The organism is Rhodopseudomonas sp. B29 (genome assembly GCF_000333455.1).
GTDB lineage: Bacteria > Pseudomonadota > Alphaproteobacteria > Rhizobiales > Xanthobacteraceae > Rhodopseudomonas.
Map to the genome: position 1 here is coordinate 1 of NZ_BADD01000756.1, position 1,304 is coordinate 1,304.

Consider the following 1,304-nt stretch of genomic DNA (forward strand, 5'->3'; position numbering starts at 1 on the left):
CGTATTGCGGTTGCAGCGACAGCTGCGAGGTCTGGATGTCCTTCGGGTCGCTGCCGGCGGATTTCAGCTCCAGCAGCACCTTGCCCATCGCCAGATTGTTGGCCTCGGACGCCGCCTTGGCGGTGCGCGCCATGTTGGAAACGCCGGCCTCGATCCGTGCCATGTCGGGCGCGACATTGACCTGCGCCTCGCCAACCACAGTCACGGCGGGCCGGAAGCTCGGCGGCGAGGACGGTGGTTGCTGCGCGTGCAGCGGTGCGCCGATCAGCGCGGCGACGACGAGAGTGCTGGCGGCCAGCAGATTTCGAACCATGGATACCACCGTCATTTCATCGGCACAAAGACGTTGGTGACGAGCTTGTCTTCGGTAGTCTTGAGCGGGTCCGTCACGTATTCCTCGATGAAGGTGTCCTTGGCCTCGATCTTCTTGTCGTCGAGGTAGTTGGTGATCGCCTCGTAGGTGTTGTCCATGTTGTCGTAGGAGCCGCGGTGCACGAACTTGAGCGCCTTGCCGTCCGGCGACTGGCCCATGCTCATGTTCTTGCCGAGCGCCTTCGGCGCTTCGGGCACCGGATATTCCGCCTGGAAAGTGAAGCCGTTATCGTCCGTCGAGGTGTAGACGATCATCGGATTGCCGTTCGGCGTCACGCCCTGCTTGGCGAGCCAGCCGCTGAGGGTGCGGAACGACTCCATCAGCGTGTCGAAGGCGTTGTCCCAGTCGGCCTTGCCCTTGAGGATCAGCACCGGCTTTGCCGTCAGCGTCGTCTCCTCGCCAAACGGATCGGCGCTCTGCACCGGCGCCGGCGCGGCCGGCGGTGCAGGAGACGCCGTGGTGGCTGGCGGAGTCGCGGGGGCCGGAGTTGCTGCAGGGGCTGGTGAGGCGGACGTGGCGGGCGGTGTTGCCGGCGCCGGCGTCGCGGCTGCATCCGGAGCGGCGGGAGCGGCCGGCGTCACCGAAGATGTTGGGGCGGGAGCCGGCGTCGGGGCGGCGGGCTGGCTTGCGGCCGGCGCTGCCGTCTCGGCGGGCTTGTCGGACGTGGTTTGCGCCGATGAGCCGGCGATGCCGAGGCTCGTCGCGACGGCCGCGATCAGCCCGAGCCGGGCGAGGCGATGCGGTCGGGGGCATTTCATAGGCAATCTCTCCCTGGCGTAGCGGCCCAATGCGGTTCGGGACCCTTATTCCCTGCGGGTCGAGCGGCGTCCTGCCCTGTCATTGCGGCCCGTTGATGGCTCTGTTGTGGCTGCGTGACTGGCCAAAGCCCGCGCGCTTTCGCATATAGGCGCGACGAGAATGCATCAGATGA

General features: G+C 66.8%; 2 protein-coding genes. Both read right to left on the bottom strand.

The features are described 5' to 3' along the window. On the bottom strand, positions 1 to 313 hold a 313-nt coding region (locus tag I5M_RS27265; protein ID WP_022724293.1), incomplete at its 3' end, for an SIMPL domain-containing protein. An 11-nt stretch (positions 314 to 324) separates the two neighbouring features. Then, a complete protein-coding gene (locus tag I5M_RS31690) occupies positions 325 to 1,131 on the bottom strand; it encodes a GyrI-like domain-containing protein (protein ID WP_022724294.1) in 807 nt (268 codons plus the stop codon). Positions 1,132 to 1,304 lie beyond the last annotated feature (173 nt).